This window comes from Achromobacter pulmonis, from assembly GCF_021733725.1.
Taxonomy (GTDB): domain Bacteria; phylum Pseudomonadota; class Gammaproteobacteria; order Burkholderiales; family Burkholderiaceae_B; genus Achromobacter; species Achromobacter pulmonis.
Window position 1 is genome coordinate 5601101 of sequence record NZ_JAIFOT010000001.1, and the last position, 24525, is coordinate 5625625.

The 24525-nt window shown below is 70.3% G+C and carries 25 protein-coding genes; 22 read left to right on the top strand and 3 right to left on the bottom strand.

Annotated features, from left to right (window positions below; genetic code table 11):
• Nucleotides 1-65 precede the first annotated feature (65 nt).
• From K2W61_RS25800 to K2W61_RS25890, 19 genes are all read left to right on the top strand, one after another.
• The gene (locus K2W61_RS25800) at nt 66-737 is read left to right on the top strand and encodes a beta-ketoacyl synthase chain length factor (protein ID WP_236756821.1); all 672 of its coding nucleotides are present in this window, start codon (nt 66-68) and stop codon (nt 735-737) included.
• Nucleotides 734-1633, top strand: coding sequence for a lysophospholipid acyltransferase family protein (locus K2W61_RS25805; RefSeq protein WP_175131723.1), 900 nt, complete (start codon nt 734-736; stop codon nt 1631-1633). The genes K2W61_RS25800 and K2W61_RS25805 overlap by 4 nt, the downstream gene beginning before the upstream one ends.
• Nucleotides 1614-1874 (top strand): phosphopantetheine-binding protein, encoded by a 261-nt coding sequence (locus tag K2W61_RS25810; protein ID WP_175131722.1) that lies wholly within the window; start codon nt 1614-1616, stop codon nt 1872-1874. Before K2W61_RS25805 ends, K2W61_RS25810 begins: the two co-directional genes overlap by 20 nt.
• A 16-nt stretch (nt 1875-1890) precedes the next feature.
• Nucleotides 1891-2148 carry an acyl carrier protein gene (locus K2W61_RS25815; protein ID WP_049077956.1) on the top strand — a complete coding sequence of 86 codons (258 nt, stop codon included), beginning with the start codon at nt 1891-1893 and terminating at the stop codon, nt 2146-2148.
• Nucleotides 2145-2693 carry a COG4648 family protein gene (locus K2W61_RS25820; RefSeq protein WP_236756822.1) on the top strand — a complete coding sequence of 183 codons (549 nt, stop codon included), beginning with the start codon at nt 2145-2147 and terminating at the stop codon, nt 2691-2693. The genes K2W61_RS25815 and K2W61_RS25820 overlap by 4 nt, the downstream gene beginning before the upstream one ends.
• 3 nt (nt 2694-2696) lie before the next feature.
• On the top strand, nt 2697-4397 hold the full coding sequence (locus K2W61_RS25825) for an ApeI family dehydratase (protein ID WP_236756823.1): 1701 nt from the start codon (nt 2697-2699) through the stop codon (nt 4395-4397).
• A complete protein-coding gene (locus K2W61_RS25830) occupies nt 4384-5136 on the top strand; it encodes a glycosyltransferase family 2 protein (RefSeq protein WP_175131719.1) in 753 nt (250 codons plus the stop codon). The genes K2W61_RS25825 and K2W61_RS25830 overlap by 14 nt, the downstream gene beginning before the upstream one ends.
• Nucleotides 5133-6056 (top strand): LpxL/LpxP family acyltransferase, encoded by a 924-nt coding sequence (locus K2W61_RS25835; protein WP_175131718.1) that lies wholly within the window; start codon nt 5133-5135, stop codon nt 6054-6056. Before K2W61_RS25830 ends, K2W61_RS25835 begins: the two co-directional genes overlap by 4 nt.
• Nucleotides 6049-6492, top strand: a complete 444-nt coding sequence (locus K2W61_RS25840) for an acyl-CoA thioesterase (protein ID WP_236756824.1) — start codon at nt 6049-6051, stop codon at nt 6490-6492. The genes K2W61_RS25835 and K2W61_RS25840 overlap by 8 nt, the downstream gene beginning before the upstream one ends.
• Entirely contained in the window at nt 6489-7085 is a 597-nt protein-coding gene (locus K2W61_RS25845) for an outer membrane lipoprotein carrier protein LolA (RefSeq protein WP_236756825.1), read from the top strand. Before K2W61_RS25840 ends, K2W61_RS25845 begins: the two co-directional genes overlap by 4 nt.
• Nucleotides 7069-9396, top strand: a complete 2328-nt coding sequence (locus tag K2W61_RS25850) for an MMPL family transporter (protein WP_236756826.1) — start codon at nt 7069-7071, stop codon at nt 9394-9396. The genes K2W61_RS25845 and K2W61_RS25850 overlap by 17 nt, the downstream gene beginning before the upstream one ends.
• A gap of 40 nt (nt 9397-9436) precedes the next feature.
• On the top strand, nt 9437-10684 hold the full coding sequence (locus tag K2W61_RS25855; RefSeq protein ID WP_175131714.1) for an NAD(P)/FAD-dependent oxidoreductase: 1248 nt from the start codon (nt 9437-9439) through the stop codon (nt 10682-10684).
• Between the two features lie 11 nt (nt 10685-10695).
• The gene (locus K2W61_RS25860; protein ID WP_236756827.1) at nt 10696-11250 is read left to right on the top strand and encodes a hypothetical protein; all 555 of its coding nucleotides are present in this window, start codon (nt 10696-10698) and stop codon (nt 11248-11250) included.
• Nucleotides 11247-12449 (top strand): beta-ketoacyl-ACP synthase, encoded by a 1203-nt coding sequence (locus tag K2W61_RS25865; protein WP_236756828.1) that lies wholly within the window; start codon nt 11247-11249, stop codon nt 12447-12449. Before K2W61_RS25860 ends, K2W61_RS25865 begins: the two co-directional genes overlap by 4 nt.
• Nucleotides 12446-12904: a hotdog family protein gene (locus tag K2W61_RS25870; protein WP_175131711.1), complete on the top strand. Its 459-nt coding sequence runs from the start codon at nt 12446-12448 to the stop codon at nt 12902-12904. The genes K2W61_RS25865 and K2W61_RS25870 overlap by 4 nt, the downstream gene beginning before the upstream one ends.
• Nucleotides 12901-13632, top strand: a complete 732-nt coding sequence (gene fabG, locus K2W61_RS25875) for a 3-oxoacyl-ACP reductase FabG (protein WP_236756829.1) — start codon at nt 12901-12903, stop codon at nt 13630-13632. Before K2W61_RS25870 ends, fabG begins: the two co-directional genes overlap by 4 nt.
• Complete coding sequence (locus tag K2W61_RS25880) at nt 13632-14855, top strand: beta-ketoacyl-ACP synthase (RefSeq protein ID WP_236756830.1); 1224 nt, start codon at nt 13632-13634, stop codon at nt 14853-14855. The genes fabG and K2W61_RS25880 overlap by 1 nt, the downstream gene beginning before the upstream one ends.
• 35 nt (nt 14856-14890) lie before the next feature.
• Nucleotides 14891-15331 (top strand): excinuclease, encoded by a 441-nt coding sequence (locus K2W61_RS25885; RefSeq protein ID WP_236756831.1) that lies wholly within the window; start codon nt 14891-14893, stop codon nt 15329-15331.
• 134 nt (nt 15332-15465) lie between these two features.
• Entirely contained in the window at nt 15466-15927 is a 462-nt protein-coding gene (locus K2W61_RS25890; protein WP_175131707.1) for a GatB/YqeY domain-containing protein, read from the top strand.
• 85 nt (nt 15928-16012) lie between these two features.
• Here K2W61_RS25890 and dinB read toward each other — a convergent pair whose 3' ends face one another.
• Complete coding sequence (gene dinB, locus K2W61_RS25895; protein ID WP_236756832.1) at nt 16013-17095, bottom strand: DNA polymerase IV; 1083 nt, start codon at nt 17093-17095, stop codon at nt 16013-16015.
• A gap of 182 nt (nt 17096-17277) precedes the next feature.
• Here dinB and K2W61_RS25900 point away from each other — a divergent pair, with 182 nt between their 5' ends.
• Nucleotides 17278-17703 carry a PaaI family thioesterase gene (locus tag K2W61_RS25900; protein ID WP_175131705.1) on the top strand — a complete coding sequence of 142 codons (426 nt, stop codon included), beginning with the start codon at nt 17278-17280 and terminating at the stop codon, nt 17701-17703.
• Nucleotides 17704-17732: 29 nt separating this feature from the next.
• Here K2W61_RS25900 and K2W61_RS25905 read toward each other — a convergent pair whose 3' ends face one another.
• Complete coding sequence (locus tag K2W61_RS25905; protein WP_175131704.1) at nt 17733-18188, bottom strand: BPTD_2524 family lipoprotein; 456 nt, start codon at nt 18186-18188, stop codon at nt 17733-17735.
• Between the two features lie 163 nt (nt 18189-18351).
• Here K2W61_RS25905 and K2W61_RS25910 point away from each other — a divergent pair, with 163 nt between their 5' ends.
• Complete coding sequence (locus K2W61_RS25910; RefSeq protein ID WP_419761621.1) at nt 18352-20259, top strand: S9 family peptidase; 1908 nt, start codon at nt 18352-18354, stop codon at nt 20257-20259.
• Here K2W61_RS25910 and K2W61_RS25915 read toward each other — a convergent pair.
• Nucleotides 20249-21484, bottom strand: coding sequence for a GGDEF domain-containing protein (locus K2W61_RS25915; RefSeq protein WP_175131702.1), 1236 nt, complete (start codon nt 21482-21484; stop codon nt 20249-20251). The genes K2W61_RS25910 and K2W61_RS25915 overlap by 11 nt on opposite strands.
• A 524-nt stretch (nt 21485-22008) precedes the next feature.
• On the opposite strand from K2W61_RS25915, the gene pgaA reads away from it, so the two are divergent.
• Nucleotides 22009-24525 carry a poly-beta-1,6 N-acetyl-D-glucosamine export porin PgaA gene (pgaA, locus tag K2W61_RS25920; RefSeq protein ID WP_419761622.1) on the top strand — a complete coding sequence of 839 codons (2517 nt, stop codon included), beginning with the start codon at nt 22009-22011 and terminating at the stop codon, nt 24523-24525.

A 24525-nucleotide genomic window follows, 5' to 3' on the forward strand; every position in this document is an offset into this window, starting at 1 on the left:
TCGGTGTAAGATCGCGCGCTATGCTGACCTTCTCCATTGCGCAATGGCAGGGTTGGACATCGGGTATGCAAGACACGAGCAGCTGGTTGCACTGGGCTGAACATCCTTATTGTCCCGTTGGAGAACCCAGCCCGCCGCGCCTCGAATTCCTGCCCCCGATGCAGCGTCGCCGCCTCAGTCCGCTGGCGCGCGCCGCGTTCGAATGCGCTTGGCCGGTCGCTCACGATCACCCCCCGATGCCGCTGGTGTTCGCGTCGCGCCATGGCGAAACCACGCGCAACTTCGGCCTGCTGCAGGCCTTGGCGGCCGGCGAGGCGCTGTCGCCCACCGCGTTCGGCCTGTCGGTGCACAACGCCATTGCCGGGCAGTGGTCGATCATACGCCGTGAAACCACCGAATCCGTCGCGCTCTCGGCCGAGGACGACGGATTGGAACACGCCTTCATCGAAGCCGGCCTGCTGCTGGCCGAAGGCCACGACAACGTCCTGGTGGTACTGGCCGAGGAACGGCCTCCCGCGCCCTACTCGCGCTGGATCGACGACGTGCCCTTTTCCTATGCGGCGGCTTTCCGCCTGCGCGCCGGCACCGACTGGCGGCTCGAAGCCGCGCCGTGCGCCGACGCCGCCCCGCCGCCCTGGCCGCACGCGCTCAACCTGCTGCGCCACCTCCATCTGCAAACCCCCAGCTGGCGGCACGCCAACCCCGCCCGCCACTGGCTCTGGACCCGCACGGCATGACGCCCACCAGCCCCACCCCTGCCGCCCCCCAGGCCCGCCAGGACTTCTGGCTATGGCGCCTGGTCGCCACCGGCATGGCCTTCACCATGTTCGGTGTCGGCGGCCTGCTGCTGCGCCTGCTGGTGTTTCCGCCCCAGCGCCTGATCCCGGGTAACGCCGCCGACCGCCAGCGGCGTGCCCGCTGGGCGCTGAACGGCACCTTCCGTTTCTTCATCCGCTTCATGGTGCGCGTCGGCATCCTGACGGTGGACTTCAAGGGCGCCGAGCGCCTGGGCCGGCCCGGCCAGATGATCCTGGCCAACCACCCGTCGCTGCTGGACGTGGTGTTCCTGGTGGGCCACGTCAAGAACGCCAACTGCATCGTCAAGCACGGCCTGGCCCGCAATCCGTTCACGCGCGGGCCGGTCAGCAACGCCGGCTACATCACCAACGACGAGAGCTTCGACATGTTCGACCGCGCCGCCGACGTGCTGCGCAATGGCGAAACGCTGATCGTGTTCCCGGAAGGCACGCGCACGCCGCCCGACAGCATGCCGCGCTTTCACCGCGGCGCCTGCGCCATCGCGCTGCGCGGCGCGCGCATGGTGACCCCGGTGGTCATCCGCATGAACCCGCGCAGCCTGACCAAGGGCGAGCCCTGGTACCGCATTCCGCCCTGCCGCATGCGCTACGTCATCGAGGTCGGCGCGGACATCGACCCGGCGACGTGGTCCAATGCGCACCCGCTGCCGATCGCCGGCCGCAAGATGAACGATTACCTGCATGCCTATTTCGATGCCGAGCTGACGCGAGATGCGGCGGCCGGCGCCCCGGGGCCCGTCGCCGGGCCCGACAACGAACACGCGCGATGCGCGCCGCAAGTGGAGTCCACGCTGGATGAATCAACTGGAAACTGAGCTCAAGACGCTCGTCATCGAATCCCTGGGGCTGGAAGACATCACCCCCGACGACATCGACCGCGAGGCCAGCCTGTTCGGCGACGGACTGGGCCTGGACTCGGTCGATGCGCTTGAACTGGGGCTGGCGCTGCAAAAGCGCTACGGCATCACCATCGACCCCGAGACGCGCAACATGCGCGAGCACTTCGCCAGCATCGCCAACCTGGCCGGATTCGTCGCGGCCCAGCGCCGCAACTGAGGCAATGGAGTTGACCATGCAGACCCGCGATGAAATCTTCAACACGCTGCGCGACACCCTGAGCGAATTGTTCGAGATCGAACCCGAACGCATCACCCCCGAGGCCAACCTGTACACCGATCTGGAAATCGACAGCATCGACGCCATCGACCTGATCGACCACGTGCGCCGCCAGACCGGCCGCAAGCTCGACGCCAACGATTTCCGCAGCGTGCGCACCGTCGAGGACGTGGTGCAGGCCATGTGCCAGAAGCAGCAGGACGCCGGCGCATGAAACGCGGCCTGGCGCCCGCGCTGGCCGTGGCCGGCCTGGCCTATCCCTTCGTCGTGTACGCGACGCTGGGGCGGGTCAGCGCGGCCTGGCTGGCGCTGCCGCTGGCCGTGCTGTGGCTGGCGCGCGGGCTGGCCGGCCGCGACGGTCAGCCCGGCGCGCGCCTGCTGCCGCTGACCGCGGTAGCGTTCTGCCTGGTGCTGGCGGTGTCCAATTCGAGCGACTGGCTGCGCTGGTATCCCGTGATGGTCAACGCCATGCTGCTGGCCATCTTCGGCGCCAGCCTGTATCGCGGCCGGCCCGTCATCGAACAGTTGGCGCGCCTGCGCCATCCCGACCTGCCGGCCGCCGGCGTGCGCTATACGCGCCTCGTCACACGCGTGTGGTGCGGCTTCTTCGCCATCAACGGCGCCATCGCCGCAGCGCTGGCCGCCTGGGGCCCCTGGAACTGGTGGACCGCCTACAACGGCGCCATCAGCTACCTGCTGATGGGCGTATTGATGGCGGGCGAATGGCTGCTGCGGCCGGCCGCGGCAAAGGCGGCCTGAGCAGTGACCTGGACCGACCTGACGCACCTGCTATTGCCGCGTGCCCCCGGCGCCGACGACGCGCCCGTTGCCGTCGACCCCGCGCTCACGCACGCCGATTTCGCCGCACATTGCCTGGCCACCGCCGGCGCGCTGCAGGCGCGCGCCACGCAACGGGTCGCGCTGTGGTTCGACGACGCCGCCGCCCTCGCCATCGCCCTGTGCGCCTGCTGGCGCGCCGGCGTGACCGCGATCCTGCCGGGCGACGCGCGCCCCGACACCTGCGCCCTGCTCGACGCCGACATCGACGCCTGGCTCACCGACACCGACCTGCCACCCACCCCCCGCCCGCGCTGGCGGCTGGACGCGCTGCGCGATGCGCCGCCGCTGGCGCCCGCGACGCTCGATCCGGAACAGGCGCTGGTGCTGTGCACTTCCGGCTCCAGCGGCACGCCCAAGCACATCGCCAAGCGCTGGGGCCAACTGGCGCGCGAAGTGCAGGCGCTGCAAGCGCAATGGCCGGACGCCGCCGGCCCCGTGCTCGGCAGCGTCTCGGCCCAGCACATGTACGGCCTGCCGTTCCGGGTGCTGTGGCCGCTGTGCGCCGGGCGTCCGTTCGACCGACGCCAGCGGCTCTACCCCGAGGACCTGCAGCAGGCCAGCCTGCGCCATCCGGCCTTCACCTGGATCGCCAGCCCGGCGCTGCTGCGCCGCCTGGGCGACCGGCTCGACTGGGCGCAACTGCGCGGCAGGCTCGGCCGCGTCTTTTCATCGGGCGGCGCGCTGCCGCCCGAGGTGTCCGACGACATCGCGCGCCACCTCGGCCTGCGCCCCACCGAGATCTACGGCAGCTCCGAGACCGGCGCCGTGGCCTGGCGCAGCGGCGCGGACCTGTGGCAGCCCCTGCCCGGCGTGGCGGTCGGCCTGGACGGGCATGGCGCGCTGCGCGTGGATTCGCCCTGGGTCGAGGCCGCCGACGCGCAGACCGCCGACGGCGCCGAACTGTGCGGCGGCCGCTTCCAGTTGCTGGGCCGGCAGGACCGCATCGTCAAGATCGAGGAAAAGCGTATCGCCCTGCCCATGTTGGAACAGGCGCTGGCGCGCCATGCCTACGTGGCCGAGGCCCGCGTCGGCCGCGCCGCTGGCGCCACCCGCCTGACCGCGCTGGTGGCGCTGAATGCCACGGGCCTGCACGCGCTGCGCAACCAGGGCCGGCGCGCCGTGGTCGATGCGCTGCGCCAGCACCTGGCGGCCGGCTTCGAGTCGCTGGCGATCCCGCGCGGCTGGCGGCTGTCGCGCCAGTTGCCCTGGAACAGCCAGGGCAAGATGACCCAGGCCGATTTCGAAACGGCCGCCGGTCCGCGTCCGGTGCAGCCCATGGCCGAGCCGCTGCCGGCCGCCAGCGCCAGCGAGCGCCGCTACCGCGTGGAAATCCCCTGCGACCTGGCCTACTTCGGCGGCCATTTCCCCACTGCGCCGGTGGTACCCGGCGTGGCACAGATCGGCTGGGCGCTGGCGCTGGCGCAACGCGACCTGCTGCCGGCCCTGCGCTTTGCCGGCATGGAGGCGCTGAAGTTCCAGCGGCTGCTGCGCCCCGGCGACGTGGCCGAACTGGCGCTGCGCTGGGATGCCGGCAAGCGCAAACTGTATTTCAGCTACACCCTCGGGGACGCGCCCTGCTCGTCCGGCCGCGTGCCGCACGGAGACCACGATGGCGCCGCATAAGCTCTGCGCGGTCATCCCCGTCTACAACCACGGCGCCACCGTGGCCGCGGTGCATGCCCGGCTGGCGGCGCTGGGCCTGCCCTGCGTGCTGGTCGACGACGGCTCGGCCGCCGATTGCGCCGCCGTGCTCGACACGCTGGCCGCATTGCCGCACACGCATCTGGTGCGCCGCGCCGCCAACGGCGGCAAGGGCGCGGCGGTGCAGGATGGCCTGCGCGCCGCGCGCGGCCTGGGCTACAGCCATGCGCTGCAGATCGACGCCGACGGCCAGCACGCGCTGGACGATGCCGCCGCTTTCGCGCAGGCCTCGCGGGCGCGGCCCGAGGCGGTCATCTGCGGCGCGCCGCTATACGGCGACGACGTGCCGCGCAGCCGCCTCTACGGCCGCTGGCTGACGCGCGTGTGGGTCTGGATCAACACGCTGTCGCTCGACATCCCGGATGCCATGTGCGGCTTTCGCGTCTATCCGCTCGCACCGGTGCTGCGGGTGATCGACGCCACCCAAGTGGGCCAGCGCATGGACTTCGACATCGCCGTCCTGGTGCGCCTGCACTGGCGCGGCGTGCCCATGGCCTGGCTGCCCACGCGCGTGGTCTACCCGGAAGGCGGCGTCTCGCATTTCAAGGCGCTGCGCGACAACCTGCTGATCAGCCGCATGCACGCGCGCCTGTTCTTCGGCATGCTGGCGCGCTCGCCGGCGCTGCTGCTGCGCCGCCTCAGCGCGGGTACCCGGCCATGAGCGCGGCCGACTCGCACTGGGCCGACCAGCCCGAGCGCGGCAGCCCCCTGTTGCTGCGCCTGACCGCCTGGGCCGCGCGCCGCGTCGGCCGCCGCGCGGTGGCGCCAGTGGTCTGGCTGGTGGTGCTGTATTTCTATGTGTCCGGCCCGCGCGCCCGGCGCGCCATCGGCGCCTACCAGCGCCGGCTGGCGCGCGCCGGCGGCCTGGCCGCCCCGCTGCCGCGCTCGTTTCCGGTCTACCGCCAGTACCTGGCATTCGCGCAGGCGTTGCTGGACAAGCTCGACGTCTGGCAGGGCAAGATCACGCTGGCGGACCTGGACATCGACGACCCCGACGGCCTGCACCGGCAGATGGGCAGCGGCCGCGGCCAGATTCTGGTGGGCTCGCACCTGGGCAATATCGAGGTCTGCCGCGCCCTGGCCGAGCAATCCGGCCTGCTCAGGCTGAACGTGCTGGTGCACACCAAGCACGCCGCACAGTTCGGCCGCCTGCTCGAGGAGGCCGGCGGTGGCCTGCGCATGATCCAGGTCAGCGAACTGGATGCCGGGGTCATGCTCGACCTGGCCCAGCGCCTGGAGCGCGGCGAATGGCTGGCCATTGCCGGCGACCGCGTGCCGCTCAAGGGCGACCGCAGCACCGAAGTCGCGTTGCTGGGCGAACCCGCCCTGTTGCCGCAAGGACCGTGGCTGCTGGCGGGCCTGCTGCGCTGCCCGGTCAACCTGCTGTTCTGCACCCGCCAGGGCGCGCGCTACCGCGTCTCGATAGCGCGCCTGAGCGACGCCATCGAATGGAGCCGCGCCACGCGCCAGGCGCAGATCGCGCTCTGGACCCAGCGCTATGCCGACCGCCTCGGCGCGCATTGCCGCCAGGCGCCGCTGCAATGGTTCAACTTCTACCCTTTCTGGAAAGACGATGCGTAAACGCGGCGCGCTTGGCGCGCAAGTCGAGATCCGCGTGCCCTTCTACGACGTCGATTCCATCAACGTCGTCTGGCACGGCCACTATGTCAAATATCTGGAGGAAGCCCGCTGCGCGCTGCTCGACAGCCTGGGCTACGGCTATGACGCGATGCGCGCCAGCGGCTACGTCTGGCCGGTGATCGACCTGCAACTGCGCTACGCGCAGGCGGCGCAGTTCGGCCAGCGCCTGCTGGTGCGGGCCGAATTGGTGGAATGGGAAAACCGCCTCAAGATCAACTACCTCATCAGCGAGGCCGCCAGCGGCCAGCGCCTGACGCGCGCCAGTTCGGTGCAGGTGGCGGTCTGCATGCAGACCCGCGAAATGCAACTGGCCTCGCCGCCCGTCCTGCTGGACGCGGTGCGGCGCAAGCTCGGCGCCGCGGAGACGGCCGCATGAAACGCCTGCTGATCTGCCTGGCCCTGGCCATCCTGCCCTGGAGCGCGCGGGCCTTCGACCTCGACGACCTGCAACAGCAGCTGCGCGCCGCGCCGATCGTGCGCGGCCATTTCGTGCAGCAGAAATTCCTGCGCTCGCTGCCGCAACCGCTGACCAGCCGCGGCGATTTCACCCTGGCCGCCGGCCACGGCCTGCTGTGGCTGCTGCGCAGCCCCATCGCCCAGGATCTGCGCATCAGCGCCGACGGCATCGCCCGCCGCGGCCCCGGCGGCGCCTGGCAGGCGCTGCCGCAACACACCGGCGCCGGCCGCGAGAACCGTCTGTTCCTGGCGGTGCTGGCAGGCGACACCAGCGGCCTGCGCGCGAACTTCGACCTGAGCCTGTCGGGCGGCCCCGAGGCCTGGCAACTGACCCTGCTGCCGCGTTCGGTGCTGCTGCGCCAGATCTTCGAGAACATCCAGATCAATGGCGGCAAGCTGGTCGACCGCATCGAAATGCGCGAAGTCCAGGGCGACCGCAGCGTGCTGCAGATGACCGACGCCGCCGCGGCCGACGCGCTGACGCCGGAGGAGCAACGTGCCTTCGCCGATTGAACGCTGGCTGCCGCGCTTGTTCAAGCTCGGGCTGCTGCTGTTGTTGGGCCTGGGCGCCTGGCAGTGCCGCGATGGCTGGCCGGTATCGGCCAACCTGATGGAACTGGTGCCGCAGGCGCGCGCCGACGCCACCCGGCAATTGGCCGAGGCCCGGGTCCAGGAGCCGCTCAGCCGCCAACTGATCGCACTGGTCGCGGCCCCGGCCGGCGGCGACAGCGCGGCCGCCGCGCGCCAGTTGGCGCAGCGCTGGCAGCTCAGCGGCCTGTTTGCGAAGGTGCAGGTCGATATCGGCATCGACCTGGCCGATCTGCGCGCCCGCCTGCTGGCCAATCGCCTGGCCTTGCTGCCGGCGGCGCAGCGCCGGCAATTGCTGGCCGATCCCGCCGCCTACGCGCAGCGCCGCGCGCGCGAGCTGGTCGATCCATTCTCCTCGTCCGGCGTAGTGCCGGTCGACCAGGACCTGCTGGGCCTGGCCCGGCTGGCCGAGCAGGCGCTGCGTCCCGGCGGCGCCGTGCGGTATGACCTGGACAGCGGCACGCTGCTGGCCGAGCACGACGGCCGCGCCTGGGTGCTGGTGCGCGCCACCACGCGCGACGACGCATTCGACAGCGCCGCGCCGGCACGCATCGCCGCCCAGATCGCCAGCGACCGCCCCGCCCTGGCGGCCATCGGCGCCGACCTGCTGGTGGCGGGCGGCCCGCTCTACGCCGCCGCGGGCCGCAGTCAGGCGGTGGCCGAAAGCGGCTGGATCGGCGGCCTCGCGATGGCCGGCATCGTCCTGGTGTTGCTGCTGGCGCTGCGCCGCTGGCGCGCCCTGCTGGCGCTGGCGCCGGTGGCCGTCGGCCTGCTGGCCGGCACGGTCGCCTGCGTCGCGGTGTTCGGGTCCATCCATGTGTTGACGCTGGTGATCGGCGCCAGCCTGATCGGCGTCGCGGTCGACTTCCCCCTGCATTGGCTGGGCAAGAGCTACGGCATGCCCGACTGGCGTGCCTGGCCCGCCCTGCGCCGCGTGCTGCCCGGCCTGACCATCAGCCTGGCCGCCAGCCTGGTCGGCTATGTCGCGCTGGCGTTCACGCCCTTTCCCGCCCTGACGCAGACGGCGGTGTTTTCCGCCGCCGGCCTGCTCGCCGCCTATGCCTGCACCGTGTGCCAGTTGCCGGCCTGGATGGCGCGCTTCCATCCGCGCCCCTGGCCGCCGCTGCTGCGCTGCGCCGAGGCCGCGCTGCGCGCGCGCGAGCGGCTGGCAGACCGCCGCCTGGCCCTGGGCATCGGCGGCCTGCTGCTGGCGGCCATCACCGTCGGCGGCATCGGCCGGCTCAACGTCCAGGACGACCTGCGCCAATGGCTCAGCCTGCCGACGGCGCTGCTGCAGCAGGCGCGCCAGATCGGCGAGATCACCGGCATCACGCCGACCAGCCAGTTCTTCCTGGTGCGCGCGCCCGACGCGGACGAACTGCTGCGCCGCCAGGCGCGCGTCAGCCAAGCCCTGGACACGCTGGTCGCGGCGGGCACGCTGCAAACCTATGACGCCCTGAGCCAACGCGTGACGCCGCAGGCCGACCAGCGTGACCTGGCCGCCGCGCTTGGCGACCTGGCCACGCGGCCCGCGGCCTGGCGCGCCCTCACCGACATCGGCGTGCCTTTCGACGCGCTGCGGCGCGAATTGCTGGCGCTGGCGGTGCTGCCCGCGGTCACCATCGACGCCGCCGTGCAGGGGCAGGCCGGCGAGCGCTGGCGTGGCCTGTGGCTGGGCCAGCACGACGGCGAAGCGGCCGGCATGATCACGCTGCAGGGCCTGCGCGATCCCGCTGCGTTGGCCGCCATTGCGCAAACCGCGCCCGGCGTCACGCTGGTGGATCGCAGCGGCGAATTGAACCGCATGTTTACCGCCACCCGCATCGAGGCCGCCGAACTCAAGCTGCTGTCGTACATCGTGGCCGCCGCGCTGTTGTGCCTGACATTGGGGCGCGCGGCCGCCTGGCGCATCCTGGCGGTGCCGCTGGCGGCCACCGCATGCAGCCTGGCGGCGCTGGGCTACCTGGGTCAGCCGCTGACGCTGTTCAGCCTGTTCGGTCTGCTGCTGGTGTCGGCCATCGGCGTGGACTACGCCATCTTCATGTACGAGCGGGTCGCCGGCGCGGCGGCCAGCCTGGTGGGCATCGTGCTGGGCGCGCTCACCACCCTGCTGTCTTTCGGCCTGCTGGCCGCCAGCCACACGCCGGCCATCGCCAACTTCGGCATGGCGGTGGCGCTGGGCGTGGGCTTTTCCCTGCTGTGGGCGCCCTGGATCCGGCCGCCGCGCCAGGCCTGAGTTCTTGTCTTGCGATTGATCATTCGAGGAAGTATCGAGCATGGAGTATCGGGAAGTCGTTGTCATCGGGGCAGGCCCCGCCGGGGCCGTGGCCGCCGCGTTGCTCAAGCGCCAGGGCCATGACGTGCTGGTGCTGGAGCGTCAGCAATTCCCGCGCTTCTCGATCGGCGAGAGCCTGCTGGCCCATTGCCTGGAATTCATCGAAGAAGCCGGCATGATGCCGGCGCTGCAGGCGGCCGGCTTCCAGACCAAGAATGGCGCGGCCTTCGCCCGCGGCGACCAATACACCCACTTCGACTTCCGGGACAAGTTCAGCCCCGGCCCCGGCACCACCTTCCAGGTGCAGCGCGCCCACTTTGACAAGGTGCTGGCCGACGACGCCGCGCGCCAGGGGGTGCAGGTGCGCTACCAGCAGGAAGTCATCGCCGCCGATTTCACCGGCGACGGCCCCTTGCTCACGGTGCGCGGCCCGCAGGGCCAGCCCAGCCAGGTGCGCGCCAGGTTCGTGCTGGACGCCAGCGGCTATGGCCGCGTGCTGGCGCGCCTGCTCGACCTGGAACGGCCGTCATCGATGCCGCCGCGCAAGGCCATCTTCACCCATATCGAGGACCGCATCGACGACGCCGGCTTCGACCGCGACAAGATCCTGATCAGTGTGCATCCCGAGCAACGCGGCATCTGGTACTGGCTGATCCCGTTCTCCGATGGCCGCAGCTCGTTCGGCGTGGTCGGCGGGCAGGACCTGCTCAGTGGTCCCGACGAAGACCTGATGGCCACCCTGCGCGCCCTGGCCGATGCCGCCCCCAACCTCAAGCGGATACTGCGCCACGCCATCTGGGACACGCCAGCCAACACCATCGGCGGCTACGCCGCCAGCGTCACGCGGCTGCATGGGCCGGGCTACGCGCTGCTGGGCAACGCCGCCGAGTTCCTCGACCCGGTGTTCTCGTCCGGCGTCACCATTGCGCTGCGCTCGTCCAAGCTGGCGGCCGACGCGCTGCACCGGCAACTCGGCGGCGAAGCGGTCGACTGGCAAAGCGCCTTCGCCGATCCGCTGATGGTGGGCGTGGAGACCTTCCGCGCCTACGTGCAGGGCTGGTACAGCGGCGAATTCCAGGATGTGGTTTTCTTTCAGAACGCGCAGCCGGAAATCCGCCGCATGATCAGTTCGATCCTGGCCGGCTACGCCTGGGACACCGACAACCCGTTCGTCGCCAGTCCGCAGCGCCGCCTGCGCATGCTGAGCGAACTGTGCCGCGCGCCGGGCGCCGCGCCGCAACCGGCCTGACGGATTCGCCGATGCTGCCCGCTTTCCGCCCGTTCCCTGCCCTGCGCGCCGCCGGCGCCGCACTGGCGCTGGCCCTGCTGGCCGGTTGCGCCGGCGCGCCGCCGGTGCCCGCCCAGCCCGTCGCGTTCGCGCTGCCGCGCCAATTGCACGTGATCCAGGCCAGCCCCGGCCAACCCGCGCAGGACACGCTGCTGGTCGTACAGCGCGAAGCCGCCGCCACGCGCTGGTCGCTGTTCGATCCGATGGGCGTGCCGCAGGCACGTCAGATGCTCGAGGACGGCCGCTGGCGCAACGACGGCTTTTTGCGGCCCAACGGCCAGGCGCGTGACCTGTTTGCCGCGCTGGTATTCGCCTGGACCCCCGAAGCCGGGCTGGATGCCGCCTACGGCGCTGGCGCCTGGCGCGCCAGCCGCGCCGCCGACGGCTCGGCCGAACGCGAATTGCTGCAGGCGGGCCAGCCGCGCTGGCGCGTGCGCTGGCCCGCCGGCCAGCCGGACGGCACTCTCGAAATCCGCGACGCCCGCGGCACGCTGTGGCGCATCGCGCCACTCAAGGAACAACCATGACGACCTCCTGGCTGAGCCGCCCCGGCGTAGTCTGCGCGCTCGGCGCCGGCATCGATGCCGTCGCCGCGGCCGCCTTCGCCGGCGACACCGGCGGCATGCGCCGCCTGCCGGGCTGGGTGACGGACCGCGCGCTCACGCTGGGCGCCGTCGCCGACCCGCTGCCGGCCATCCCCGACACCCTTGCCGCGCGCCACCACAGCCGCAACAACCAACTGCTGCTGGCCGCCGCGCGCCAGATCGAACCCCTGCTGCGCGGCGCCATCGCCCGCCATGGCGCCCACCGCGTGGCGGTGGTGCTGGGCACCAGCACGTCGGGCGTGAACGACAACGCGCCGGCCTTCCGCGACCTGGCCACGCACGGCACCTGGCCCGACGGCTACGACTACCGGCGCCAGGCCCTGTCTTCGCCGGCGGCATTCCTGGCCGACTGGCTCGGCGCGACCGGGCCGGCCTACACCCTGTCCACCGCCTGCACCTCCAGCGCCCGCGCCTTGCTGTCCGCGCGCCGCCTGCTGGCGCTGGGCCTGTGCGATGCGGTGGTCTGCGGCGGCGCCGACACGCTGTGCCGGCTCACCATCAACGGCTTTGCCACGCTGGAGGCCGTGGACGACGCGCTCTGCCTGCCATTTTCCGCCAACCGCCGCGGCATCAACATCGGCGAGGCGGGCGTACTGTTCCTGATGCAGCGCGACCGCGCCGATGGCGCCGAGGTCGCCCTGCTGGGCGGTGGCGCCAGTTCCGATGCCTGGCACATGTCCGCACCCGAACCGGGCGGCGCCGGCGCCCTGCAGGCCATGCGCGCCGCCCTGCGGTCCGCTGGCCTGGCGCCCGCCGACATCGGCTGGATCAACCTGCACGGCACCGGCACCGCGCACAACGACGCCATGGAAAGCCTGGCCGTGCACGCGCTGTTCCCACAAGGCGTGCCGTGCGCCTCGACCAAGCCGCTGACCGGCCACGCGCTGGGCGCGGCCGGCGCGCTCGAAGCCGCGCTGGCCTGGATCACCCTGGCCCCGGCCAACGCCGACGGCCGCCTGCTGCCGCACGTCTGGGACGGCCAGCCCGACCCGGCGCTGCCGGCGCTGGCTTTCAGCACCGCGGCGCACCGCTACCCGGCGGGCCGGCGCCGCATCGCCATGAGCAATTCGTTCGCGTTCGGCGGCAACAACGCCAGCCTGATCCTGGGAGCGGCAACATGACGACGCCCTGGCCCATCGCCAGCCTGCTGCCGCACGCCGGCGACATGATCCTGCTGGATGAGGTGTTGGCGCACGACGCCGACAGTCTGACCGCGCGCGCCGTGGTACGGCCCGGCCCTTACTCCCTGCCCGACGGCGCGCTGCCGCCCTGGCTCGGCCTGGAACTGATGGCCCAGGCCATCGGCGCCTGGGCCGGCTGCCAGGCGCGCCTGGCCGGCGCCGAGGTCAAGCTCGGTTTCTTGCTGGGCACGCGCCGCTACGACTGCCAGGTCGACACACTGCCGGCCGGCGCCACCCTGACCATCCACGTGCAACGCGGGTTCATCGACGACAGCGGCATGAGCGTATTCGAATGCGAACTGCGCGATAGCGCTCGCCCATTGGCGAGCGCCCGGCTCAACGTCTACCAACCCAAGGACCCCAACGTTTTCATCCAGGAAGACTCGCCCCAATGACCGCCGCCCCCATTCTCGTCACCGGCTCGAGCCGCGGCATTGGCCGCGCCATCGCGCTGGCCCTGGCCGACGCCGGCCATGACCTGGTGCTGCACTGCCGCCGGCAGCGCGACCAGGCCGAGGCCGTGCAGGCCGCTATCGCCGCCCGCGGCCGCCAGGCCCGCGTGCTGCAGTTCGACGTGGCCGACCGCGCCCAATGCGCCGCCGTGCTGCAGGCCGACGTCGATGCCCACGGCGCCTACTACGGCGTCGTGCTCAACGCCGGCCTGACCCGCGACGGCGCCTTTCCCGCCCTCACCGGCGATGACTGGGACCAGGTCCTGCGCACCAACCTGGACGGTTTCTACAACGTGCTCAGCCCGCTGGCGATGCCCATGATCCGGCGCCGCGCCCCTGGCCGCGTGGTCTGCATGGCGTCGGTCTCGGGCCTGGTCGGCAACCGCGGCCAGGTCAACTACAGCGCCTCCAAGGCCGGCCTGATCGGCGCCGCCAAGGCCCTGGCAGTGGAACTGGCCAAGCGCCAGATCACCGTCAACTGCGTGGCGCCCGGCCTGATCGACACCGACATGATCGACGAACACGTGCCGGTCGAGGAAATCCTCAAGGCCATCCCGGCCCAGCGCATGGGCCGCCCCGAGGAAGTGGCGGCCACCGTCGCCTTCCTGATGTCGCCCGGCGCCGCCTACATCACGCGCCAGGTCATCGCGGTCAACGGAGGGCTGTGCTGATGCAACGCGTCGTCATCACCGGCATGGCCGGCATCAGCGCGCTCGGCACCGACTGGGCCACCATCCGCCAGGCCTTCGAGGATGGCCGCAGCGCCATCCGCGTCATGCCCGACTGGTCGCGCTACCGGGAACTGAATACGCGCCTGGCCGGGCCGATCGAGGATTTCCGCGTACCGGCGCACTGGACCCGCAAGCAATTGCGCAGCATGGGCCGCGTCTCGCAACTGAGCGTGCGCGCCGCCGAGCTGGCGCTGCAGGATGCCGGCCTGCTGGGCGACCCCAGCATCACCGACGGCCGCATGGGCGTGGCCTGCGGTTCGTCGGTGGGCAGCACCGCCGAGATCCGCGCCTTCGGCAACATGCTGCTCAACGGCGTCACGGACGACCTCAACGCCAATTCCTACGTGCGCATGATGCCGCACACCACCGCGGCCAACGTCGGCATCTTCTTCGAGCTGAAGGGCCGCATCATCCCCACCTCCAGCGCCTGCACCTCGGGCAGCCAGGGCATCGGCTATGCCTACGAGGCCATCCGCTACGGCCGCCAGGCCCTGATGCTGGCCGGCGGCGCCGAGGAACTGTGCCCCAGCGAGGCGCTGGTGTTCGACGCCCTGTACGCCACCAGCCAGAAGAACGACACGCCCGAGCTGACGCCACGCCCGTACGACCGCGACCGCGACGGCCTGGTGATCGGCGAAGGCGGCGGCATGCTGGTGCTGGAATCGCTGGAACACGCGCAGGCGCGCGGCGCCCACATCCACGCCGAGATCGTCGGCTTCGGCAGCAATTCCGATGGCACCCACATCACCCGCCCCGAGGCGCGCACCATGCGCATCGCCATGGAAATGGCGCTGGCCGACGCCGGCCTGCCGCCCGAGGCCATCGGCTACGTCAACGGTCATGGCACCGCCACCGAGCAAGGCGACATTGCCGAAACCCAGGCCACCCACAGCCTGTTCGGCAACCGCATGCCGATCAGTTCGCAGAAGAGCTTCCTGGGCCACACGCTGGGCGCCTGCGGGGTGCTGGAGTCGTGGTTCAGCATCGAGATGCTGCGCGGCGACTGGTACGCCCCCACGCTCAACCTGCGACACGTCGATCCGCGCTGCGGTGAGCTGGACTACCTGCGCGAAGGCCGCCGCATGAGCCACGAATATGTCATGAACAACAACTTCGCCTTTGGCGGCATCAACACCTCGCTGGTGTTCCGCCGCTGGCCTTGACGCTTTCTCTCAACCCCTCACCTGGAACGCACTCCATGAACGTCTACTCCAAGCTGTTTGGCGCCCTGGCCCTGTCGCTCGCCTGCGCCACGCCGGCGCTGGCCGCGGACCGCACCGTCTTCCTGCCGCTGCAGCCGGCCATCGACGCCGCCCAGGCCGCCGGCAAGATCGACGGCAGCGTCAAGTTCTACCTGGCGGGCACCGGCCCCAAGGGCAAGGTGCTGGAAGCCGGCGCGGTCACCAACCGCAAGACCAACGCCTTCGCCAAGAAGGACGCCGACGCCTGCCTGTGGGCGGCGCAATCGGCGGTGATCGCCCTGCATGAGGCCGCCAAGAAGGCCGGCGCCAACGCGGTCACCAACATCGTCAGCTACTACCGCAAGAATGAATACCGCAGCAAGACCGACTACGAATGCCATGCCGGCGCCATGGTGGCCGGCGTGGCGCTGCGCGGCGATCTGAGCATCGTCAAATAAGCCTGGCCGCCACGGCCGCCGGCTGGCCGGCGCCACGATGGCCGCTCCCGGATTGCCGTCCCGGGACGGCCGCCCCCGGCGGGCCCTGCCACGGTTACACTGCCCGTTTGACGCAACACCACAAAGGTTCCCCCATGAGCACCACTACGCTCAAGACCCGCCTCTCCGACGCCGTCAAGGACGCCATGCGCGCCAAGGCCAGCGAGCGTCTGGCCACCCTGCGCTTCCTGCTGGCCGCCGTGAAGCAGAAGGAAGTGGACGAACGCCGCGACCTGACCGACGCCGAAATCACCGCCATCATCGAAAAACAGGTCAAGCAGCGCCGCGAGTCCATCGCCGCGTTCGAACAGGCCGGCCGCACCGAGACGGCCGAGCAGGAAAAGGCCGAACTGGTCGTGCTGCAGGAATTCCTGCCGCAAGCCGCCACGCCCGAGGAAGTGGCCGCCGCCATCGACGCGGCGCTGGCCGAAGTCGCCGCCCAGGGCGTCACCGGCGCCCCCGCCATGGGCAAGGTCATGGCCCTGCTCAAGCAGTCGCTGGCCGGCCGCGCCGACATGACCGCGCTGTCGCAGCAGGTCAAGGCCAAGCTGGCCTGAGTCCGTGCCGTCCGGCGCGCCCTGCGCCGGACGGGGCTGCCGCGCTTGCGCGCGGGGCGCCCTCAGGGCGCCGCCGCGCAGGCATTCAGAACGCCCCGCCAAACAGATCCGGCTGGCGCGATTGCTCCCGCGGATCGGCGAAATTGCTCATGCCCACGCCTGCCAGCCGGTACAGCGTCTGCGCCGGCAGGTCGACACGCTCGCACAGCAGCCTGGCCACCGCCGCCAGCTCGGCGGCCGAGGCCGGCGGATTCAGGCTGGTCTGGCTGCGCGTCAGGATGCGGAAGCGGTCGGTCTTGAGCTTGAGCACCACCGTGCGCCCCAGCGCGCCCTTCTTGAGCGCCTGGTTCCAGACCTTGTCGGCCATGCGGTCGATGGCCTCGCCGATGGCCTCCAGCCTCACATCTTCCGAAAACGTGGTCTCGGCCGACACCTGCTGCAGCGGCTGGTCGGTCTGCACCTCGCGCTCGTCGATGCCGCGCGCCAGCTCATGCAAACGCCGGCCGTAGCGGCCGAAGTAATGCTCCAGTTCCTGCGCGCTGTGCGTGGCCAGGTCGCCTACGGTCTGAATGCCCAGTTGCTCCAGCCGCGCCTGCGTCACCTTGCCCACGCCCGGCACCTTGCGCACCGGCAGCGGCTGCAGGAACTCCAGCACCCGCGACGGCCGGATCACATATTGCCCGTCGGGCTTGTTCCAGTCGGACGCGATCTTGGCCAGGAACTTGTTGGGCGCCACCCCGGCCGAGGCGGTCAGCCCGGTCTCGGCCCGGATCTGCTGGCGGATCACCTGCGCCACCTCGGTGGCCGACGGCAAACCGAGCTTGTTGACGGTGACGTCCAGATAGGCCTCGTCCAGCGACAACGGCTCGATCAGGTCGGTATGGCGGGCGAATATCTGGCGGATCTGGCGCGACACCTCGCGATAGCGGTTGAAGTCGGGCGGCACATAGACCGCCTGCGGACAGAGCCGCTGCGCGCGCACCGCCGACATGGCCGAATGCACCCCGAAGCAGCGCGCCTCATAGGACGCCGCGCACACCACCGAACGCGGGCCGGTCCAGGCCACCACCACCGGCTTGCCACGCAATTCGGGGTTGTCGCGCTGCTCCACGGACGCATAGAAGGCATCCATGTCGATATGTACGATCTTGCGGCTGGCGTCGCTCATGGCGGGGGAGAAACGGGTATCCGGACAACGCGACAGGGCGTGGCAACGGACGCGAAAAGTACGGTCACCGGAAAAATGGACACTCGCGCAGGCTCCGGGCAGGCTGGCGGCATAAAAGTGGATATTATGACCGGCAAATCCACGATTTCCTTCAGTCCTCATTACCCCGCATATCGGCTTCCATGACAGCAACCGCAACCCCCGCCCCGGGCGCGTACTTCGGCCTGGCGATTCCCTTCATGAGTTTCCTGGGCCTGGTGCCCGAACAGATCGGGCCGGCCTATGCCCGCACCTCGCTGCCCTGGCGCCAGGACCTGACCAACAGCCGCGGCGACGTGCACGGCGGCACCCTGATGAGCGTGCTCGACTTCACCCTGAGCGCCGCGGCGCGCGGCTCGGCCGAGGCCACTGAAGGCATGGCCACCATCGACATGAACACCACCTTCCTGTCGCCCGGCACCGGCGACCTGGTGATCGAGGCGCGCTGCCTGCGCCGCGGCGCCTCCATCGCCTTCTGCGAAGGCGACATCCGCCGCGCCGACGGCGAACTGGTGGCGCGCGCCACCGCCACCTTCAAGATCATCCGCCGCCGTCCCGGCGGTGACTGAGCCTTGCCTCTACGCCAGCGCGGCGGCCGCTACCTCGGCAGGTCCCGCGACGGCTTGACCGGCGGCCGCGGGTCCAGCGGCATGTAGCTGGCGCATGAACTCATGCCGTAGACGATCGCGTCCTGCATGGCACGCATCGCCGCCGCGTCCCAGGTGCCCTTGCCCCACATCACGATGCGGGTGTCGGTGGTCTTGGGACCGGCCGCCTTCAGGTCGACGCGGGTCATTTCGTTGTCGCTGTACGGCGCCAGCACCCGCACCACGGCGGTCTGGGCGCGCTCGTCCAGGTTCGACACCACGCGGTAGGCGTTATCGGTGCTGCGCAGGCACGCGTTGGCCTGGCGCACCGTGGTGGCATAGGCGTCCTTGAAAGCGACCGGCGCCTTGAATTCGCTGTGCGGCGACGTGCCATCCTGCGAAATGCCCAGCGAGCAGCCCGCCAGGCCCAAGGCCAGCGCCGACGCCGCGACCAGATTCCGAACCATGTGTTTCTCCAGATTGATAGCCGCGATTATCCCGCAAACCGGCTACCGGCATAAGTGGCCCCGCCGGTTCGACACCCCGGCCACGGCTATGGCATTATCGACCAGTAGTCCGGCAGCGCCCGCGGCCGGGGCGAATCGTCGGAGGTATGCCTTGCTCTCATTCATGAAACACACCATCCTGGCCGCCGGCATCGTCGGCGCCTCGCTGGGCGCCAGCGCCGCCGCGCAGCCCCCCCGGGCTTACCCCCTGAAAGACTTTTTCCGCAATCCGGAACGCGGTTTCTTCCGCCTGGCCGACGACGGCAAGACCCTGGGCTTCATGCAGCCCACCAGCGTGGACGGCAAACCGCCGCGCATGAACATCTATGTGCAGGCCCTGGAAGGCAGCAAGCCGGTGGGCGAACCGCGCAAGCTGACCAGCGAATCGGCCCGCGACATCAGCAATTTCTTCTGGAAAGGCCCCGACGTGGTGCTCTACCAGAAGGACTTCGGCGGCGATGAGAACTTCCACGTGCTGGCGGTGGACGCCAAGACCGGCAAAGTCACCGACCTGACGCCCTATGACGGCGTGCGCGCCAGCATCGAGGACGACCTCGAAGACGATCCCGACCACATCCTCATCAGTCACAACCAGCGCGACCCGCAGGTGTTCGACGTCTACCGCGTCAACGTGCACACCGGCGCCGGCGTGCTGGTGGCGCAGAACCCCGGCAACATCGTCGGCTGGCAGACCGACCACGCCGGCAAGGTGCGCGCCGCCGTCACCAGCGACGGCCTGAACACCACCCTGCTCTATCGCGACAACGAAGCCTCGGAATTCCGTCCGCTGTTCACCACCGACTATCGCACCAGCGTCAGCCCGGCCTTCTTCACCTTCGACGACAAGAAGTTCTACGCCCTGTCCAACCGCGGCCGCGACAAGCTCGCGCTGGTGGTCATCGACCCGGCCCGCCCGGACCAGGAAGACGAGATCTTCACCCCGGACACGGTCGACCTGGACGCCGCCGGCTTCTCGCGCAAGCGCCGCGTGCTGACGGTGGCCTCGTACCAGACCGACAAGCCGCAATACAAGTTCTTCGACGCCGAGACCGAAACGCTGTTCAAGAAACTGTCGGCCCAGCTCGAGGGCTACCAGTTCGCCATCCAGGGCGCCAACCGCGACGAGGACAAATTCATTGTCGCCGCGTACAACGACCGCACGCCGGGCTCGCGCTACATCTACGACGCGCGCGCCGACACGCTCACCAAGCTGGCCGACATCAACCCGGCCATCCCCGAGGCCGACATGTCGCGGGTGCAGCCGATCAGCTACCAGAGCCGCGATGGCCTGACCATCCACGGCTACCTGACGCTGCCGGCCGGGCGCGATCCCAAGAACCTGGCGTGCATCGTCAACCCGCACGGCGGCCCGTGGGCGCGCGATGGCTGGGGCTACAACCCCGAGGTGCAGTTCCTGGCCAACCGCGGCTTCTGCGTGCTGCAGATGAACTTCCGCGGCTCCACCGGCTACGGCCGCGCCTTCTGGGAAGCCAGCTTCGGCCAATGGGGCCTGAAGATGCAGGACGACATCACCGACGGCGTCCAATGGCTGGTCAAGCAGGGCATCGCCGACCCCAAGCGCATCGGCATCTACGGCGCCAGCTACGGCGGCTACGCCACGCTGGCCGGCGTGACTTTCACCCCCGATCTGTACGCGGCCGCCGTCGACTACGTCGGCGTGTCCAACCTGTTCACCTTCATGAAGTCGATTCCGCCCTACTGGAAGCCGATGCTGGACAAGATGCAGGACATGGTGGGCGATCCGGTGCGCGACAAGGACCGCCTGGCCGCCACCTCGCCGGCGCTGCACGCCGACCGGATCAAGACGCCGCTGTTCATCGCCCAGGGCGCCAAGGACCCGCGCGTCAACAAGGACGAGAGCGACCAGATGGTCAAGGCGCTCAAGGCGCGCGGCGTCGACGTGGAATACATGGTCAAGGACAACGAAGGCCACGGCTTCCACAACGACGAGAACAAGTTCGAGTTCTACGCGGCCATGGAAAAGTTCTTCGTCGAGCACCTCAAGCCGTAGAATCCGAGGCCTTGGGCGCCGCCAGTACGGCGTCCTGCGCCGGTTGCCGGGCCGTCTGCGGGCGGCCTGGCGGCCGTGCGCTCCAGGCCATCTCGACGCGGTCGCGGCCCAGTTCCTTGGCCTTGTACAAGGCCAGGTCGGCGCGGGCCAGGATGCCATCGGCGCTGTCGCCGGGCTGGAAGGTGGCGACACCGCCGCTGGTGGTCATGCGCAACTCCTGCCCCTGCACATAGAGCGGCGAATCGCGCAGGGCGTCGCATACCCGCTGCGCCTGCACCAGGGCGCGGGCGGCATCGCAGTCGTACATCAGCAGCACGAATTCCTCCCCGCCCAGGCGGCCAAAGCGGTCGCTGGCGCGCACGGCCTTGGGCACGACATGGGCGAAGTGGCGCAGCGCGGCATCGCCCGTGGCATGACCATGGCGGTCGTTGATCGACTTGAAGTGATCGATGTCCAGCACCAGCACCGCCAGCCGTCCCTGGCTGCGCGCGCAGCGCAGCAGCTCGCGCTCCAACTCGTCGAGGATGCTGCGGCGCGAATAAGCCCCCGTCAGGCTGTCGAAAGTGAGCGCGACCTGCATCTGCTCGGACAACCAGGTCTGGATCAGCAACAGCAACGCCAGGAACAACGCCGGCACCGTCACCGACCCGCAGACAATGAAGAATAGGCCCCACGGCGCCGGATCCAGCAGCGAAGCCGCCTGCGCCCAGCCGCCGCCATAGACGACCGCGCGCAAGGCATGCAACCCGGCCAGCCCCGCCATCGATAGCAGCACGTACAGCACCACGCCCGGCGTCTGGATGCGCCGGCGTTGGCGGTACACCACGATGCCCGTCGCCACCATCAGCACGCAGGTATAGATCGAGAACAGGATGATGCGCCCCACCAGGTCGTCCTCGCGGTAGAGCATCAGCGCCATCGCCGCGGCCGCACAGCAGGCCGCCGCGGCCACGCGGCGGGCCTGGGGCCGCAGGCCGAAGAACTGCCGCACGCCCACGTACACCAGGCCGACCGCCGCCAGCCAGGCCGCGTTGGACACCATGACATAGGCGGCCGGCGGCATGATCCCGGACGAGGCATAGGCCAGCAGCGACAGCACCGCCAGGGCGTTGGCGGCCGTGAAGGCCTGCACGCCCGGCACGCCGCGCGCGTGAAACGGCAGCAACAAAGGCAGCGCCAGGGCCGTTGCCAGGCCCCACACCAGGAAAAATAAATCAGTCGTCATGTATTTGCCGGCTCGCGCCCTCGCGGGTGGTCGCCGCCGTGGAACATCCGTTGCACCGTATGCAGCGTCGGAGATACGTTACAGAGCTGCACTTTTGACGTTTTTTGTTACTTGCACGGCGGACCATGCCGCCCTTTCCGTCGCGGGCAAAACGTTTCTCGCGGGGAGCCCCGCCAGCGGCCATACCGCCACGACGGTTCCGCGGTATGCGACAGAGAATACGCCAGCCACGCGCGCCGTAGTCCTTCCTTTGCACTAATTGACAGTTGGATTGGCCGAAAACCCATAAAGTTCGGCCTGTTGCCGGTGCCGCCAGAAGCGCCGCAACCACGCCCCACGGGCGTGGCGCGTACTAGCCATGCACTCCCTTGCGCGAGTGCGAAGGTCCCCGTAGCGGGCGCCGCGCAGTCACTACCCAACGCTCTGCCCTTCGCCGCCGGCGCCACGCTTTCCAGCGCTGCGCAATCTCGCGTCCGGCTGGCGGAGCCATGAGCGCCCTTGTCGCAACTGCGGAAGTACTACAGATGCTGAAAAGAAATACGCCCTACGAGGGCCAGGCGGACTGCCATGTGGGACAGACGATGCGGCGAACGCCGCGGCGGCCCGCCGCCGGATCGAGACTACAGGCGCTGACGGCTTGCGCGCTGCTGGCCCCCGCCCTGGCGCTGGCGGCGCCGGGCTACGATGCGCTGATCGCGCGCGCCCGCGCCGGCGACTACGAGCCCGCCCTGGCGATGCTGCGCCAGCAGGGGCCGGACGCCGGCCGGCAAGCGGTGTACGACCATATCGTCATCGCTGGCTGGGCCGGCCGGCCGGCCGAAGCCGTCGCCGCCTACGAAACCCTGCCGCCCGCGGCGGCCGTACCCGCCGACATCCAACTGGCGGCGGCGCGCGCCTACCGCGACCTGCGCCGCTGGCCCGAGGCACTGGCGGCCTACCGCGCCGGACTGCGGCGCCATCCTGGCCAAACCGCCTTCGCCGCGGGCGAGATCATGACGCTGGCCGACGCCGGCCAGACTGAGGCCGCGCGCGCCGCCGGCCAGGCCTGGGTCAATCGCGCCCCGCGCCAGGTCGATGCGCGCCTGGCGCTGGGCTATGTCCATGTGCGCTTGCGCCAGCCCTACGAAGCCCTGTACCAGGCGGACCAGGCGCTGGCGATCGCGCCTGGCACGCCCTATGTGCTGCGCGAATACATCGACGCGCTCAGCCGCGCGCGACTGGCGCAACCGGCGCTGGCCCTGGCGCGCCAGCATCCAGATCTGTTCGACGCCGCGCAACTGCGCCGCCTGGAAGGCGACGCGCTGGCCCAGCAAGTGCGGCTGGCCGCCATGCCCACGCGCGGCGAAGCCGATCGTTTCGCCATCGCCGATCGCGTGCTGGCGCGTTATGACGCAGTGATCCCCGCCTGGCAGGCCCTGGGCGAGGCAGCGCGCGCCGACGTGCGGCGCGCGCGTATCGACCGGCTGCACGCGCTGCATGCCCGGGTCCGCATGGCCGACCTGGTGCGCGAGTACGAAGCGCTGCTGGCCGAGGGCGTCAGCGTGCCGCGCTATGCCCTGAACGACGTGGCCGCGGCCTATCTGTATCTGCGCCAACCGGAAAAGGCTCGCGACCTCTACCGCCAGGTCGGCGCCAACGGCGCCAATCGCGACGACGATGCCGAAGACCGCCTCAGCACCGAGACCGGCCTGTACTACGCGCTGGCCGAGACCGAGGAATTCGACCAGACCGGCGCCGTCACCGACGCCCTTGGCGCGGGCTACGCTCCCTGGCTCTATTACAAGGGCCAGGCCACCCGCAATCCCAACGATCTCAAGCTGGAAAGCGAGCAGACCGTGGCTGCGGCGCGTCTGCAGGCCGACGACACCGTGGCCGCCGAGCAGCGCCTGGCGGACATGGTGGCCAACGCGCCCAATAATTCCAGCCTGCGCGCCGACCTGGCCGCGGTGATGCGCCGACGCGACCAGCCGCGCGCCTCCGAGCGCCAGCTGAAACTGGCCGAGACCCTGGCGCCGCGCGCCCTGTCGGTCGAGAATGGTCAGGGCTTCACCGCGCTGGACCTGCAGGAATGGCGCCAAGCCGAGGCGCTGTCGGCCGACACCCTGACGCGCGCGCCCGAAAACCTGACCAGCCGCCGCCTGGCGCGCGAATGGGAAGTCCACAACAAGGCCGAATTGCGCATCAGCGGCTATCGCGGCCTGGCGTCGGACAGCCCGGTCAACGGCAACGGCGACTTCGGCATCGACGCGGTGCTGTACTCCCCGCCTATCGACTACAACTGGCGCGCCTTCGGCGGCGGCGGCTACGCCAGCGGCGACTTCGAGGAAGGCCGCGGCACCTACCGCTGGCTGCGCACCGGCGTCCAATGGCGCGGCCGCGATCTGACGGTTGAAGGCGAGGTGTCGACCCACAGCTATGGCCACGGCGTCAAACCCGGTCTGCGCCTGTCGGCCGCCTACGACATCGACGACCACTGGCAGGTGGGCGGCTCGGGCGAGGTGCTATCGCGCGACACGCCGCTGCGCGCCTTGACCAATGACATCAAGGCCAACCGCTTGAGCGGCTTCGTGCGCTGGCGCGCCAACGAGCGGCGCGAATGGACCCTGTCGCTGGCGCCGTCGCGCTTTAGCGACGGCAACCAGCGCTGGGAGCTGGGCCTGGACGGACGTGAGCGCGTCTATACCGCGCCGCACCTGAAGGCAGACCTGGAACTGGAACTGTCGTCGCAGCGCAATACGCGCGACGACGCGCCGTACTACAACCCGCGCTCGGACCTGATGATCCTGCCGGGCGCGCGCGTCACGCATACGCTGTACCGCCGCTATGAAACCGCCTGGGAACAGATCGGCACGGTTGGCGCCGGCACCTACACCCAGCAGGGCTACGGCACCGGCGGCGTCATCGCCCTGGGCTACGGCCAGCGCTACCGCGCCAACGACGTGCTCGACATGGGCGCGATGATCACCGGCATCAGCCGCCCCTATGACGGCCAGCGCGAGCGCGAACTGCGCATCGTGTTCGACCTTGCCTACCGCTTCTGA

Bases quoted from the DNA above. Each gene is read 5' to 3' on its own strand.
- K2W61_RS25890 (WP_175131707.1), top strand. From the start codon at position 15,466: ATGAGCACCACTACGCTCAAGACCCGCCTCTCCGACGCCGTCAAGGAC.
- K2W61_RS25855 (WP_175131714.1), top strand. From the start codon at position 9,437: ATGGAGTATCGGGAAGTCGTTGTCATCGGGGCAGGCCCCGCCGGGGCC.
- pgaA (WP_419761622.1), top strand. From the start codon at position 22,009: ATGCTGAAAAGAAATACGCCCTACGAGGGCCAGGCGGACTGCCATGTG.
- K2W61_RS25800 (WP_236756821.1), top strand. From the start codon at position 66: ATGCAAGACACGAGCAGCTGGTTGCACTGGGCTGAACATCCTTATTGT.
- K2W61_RS25865 (WP_236756828.1), top strand. From the start codon at position 11,247: ATGACGACCTCCTGGCTGAGCCGCCCCGGCGTAGTCTGCGCGCTCGGC.
- K2W61_RS25840 (WP_236756824.1), top strand. From the start codon at position 6,049: ATGCGTAAACGCGGCGCGCTTGGCGCGCAAGTCGAGATCCGCGTGCCC.
- K2W61_RS25805 (WP_175131723.1), top strand. From the start codon at position 734: ATGACGCCCACCAGCCCCACCCCTGCCGCCCCCCAGGCCCGCCAGGAC.
- K2W61_RS25835 (WP_175131718.1), top strand. From the start codon at position 5,133: ATGAGCGCGGCCGACTCGCACTGGGCCGACCAGCCCGAGCGCGGCAGC.
- K2W61_RS25870 (WP_175131711.1), top strand. From the start codon at position 12,446: ATGACGACGCCCTGGCCCATCGCCAGCCTGCTGCCGCACGCCGGCGAC.
- K2W61_RS25885 (WP_236756831.1), top strand. From the start codon at position 14,891: ATGAACGTCTACTCCAAGCTGTTTGGCGCCCTGGCCCTGTCGCTCGCC.
- K2W61_RS25820 (WP_236756822.1), top strand. From the start codon at position 2,145: ATGAAACGCGGCCTGGCGCCCGCGCTGGCCGTGGCCGGCCTGGCCTAT.
- K2W61_RS25830 (WP_175131719.1), top strand. From the start codon at position 4,384: ATGGCGCCGCATAAGCTCTGCGCGGTCATCCCCGTCTACAACCACGGC.
- dinB (WP_236756832.1), bottom strand. From the start codon at position 17,095: ATGAGCGACGCCAGCCGCAAGATCGTACATATCGACATGGATGCCTTC.
- K2W61_RS25905 (WP_175131704.1), bottom strand. From the start codon at position 18,188: ATGGTTCGGAATCTGGTCGCGGCGTCGGCGCTGGCCTTGGGCCTGGCG.
- K2W61_RS25845 (WP_236756825.1), top strand. From the start codon at position 6,489: ATGAAACGCCTGCTGATCTGCCTGGCCCTGGCCATCCTGCCCTGGAGC.
- K2W61_RS25915 (WP_175131702.1), bottom strand. From the start codon at position 21,484: ATGACGACTGATTTATTTTTCCTGGTGTGGGGCCTGGCAACGGCCCTG.
- K2W61_RS25880 (WP_236756830.1), top strand. From the start codon at position 13,632: ATGCAACGCGTCGTCATCACCGGCATGGCCGGCATCAGCGCGCTCGGC.
- K2W61_RS25815 (WP_049077956.1), top strand. From the start codon at position 1,891: ATGCAGACCCGCGATGAAATCTTCAACACGCTGCGCGACACCCTGAGC.
- K2W61_RS25900 (WP_175131705.1), top strand. From the start codon at position 17,278: ATGACAGCAACCGCAACCCCCGCCCCGGGCGCGTACTTCGGCCTGGCG.
- fabG (WP_236756829.1), top strand. From the start codon at position 12,901: ATGACCGCCGCCCCCATTCTCGTCACCGGCTCGAGCCGCGGCATTGGC.
- K2W61_RS25910 (WP_419761621.1), top strand. From the start codon at position 18,352: ATGAAACACACCATCCTGGCCGCCGGCATCGTCGGCGCCTCGCTGGGC.
- K2W61_RS25860 (WP_236756827.1), top strand. From the start codon at position 10,696: ATGCTGCCCGCTTTCCGCCCGTTCCCTGCCCTGCGCGCCGCCGGCGCC.
- K2W61_RS25810 (WP_175131722.1), top strand. From the start codon at position 1,614: ATGAATCAACTGGAAACTGAGCTCAAGACGCTCGTCATCGAATCCCTG.